This window comes from Variovorax sp. AC103, from assembly GCF_979254005.1.
Map to the genome: position 1 here is coordinate 1 of NZ_CEEDFC010000071.1, position 277 is coordinate 277.

Sequence of the window (277 nt, forward strand, 5' to 3'; positions counted from 1 at the left end):
GTCCTGGACGCTGCAGTACCCCGCGCGCGTGCGCCACGCCGTGGTGGGGGCCAGCGCGCCCAACCTCACGGCCGAGAACAGCGCCTTCAACGAGGTGGCGCGACGCGCCATCGTGACCGACCCCGACTTCCACGGCGGCCATTTCTCCGAACACGGCGTCGTTCCGAAACGCGGCCTGCGCATCGCGCGAATGATCGGCCACATCCCGTACCTCAGCGACGACGTGATGAACGCGAAGTTCGGCCGCATCCTGCGCAGTGCCGTGGAAGGTGAGGGC

General features: G+C 69.0%; 1 pseudogene. It reads left to right on the forward strand.

The features are described from left to right. Positions 1-277, forward strand: a pseudogene (metX, locus tag AC0IYU_RS34830) (homoserine O-acetyltransferase); the annotation flags it as partial.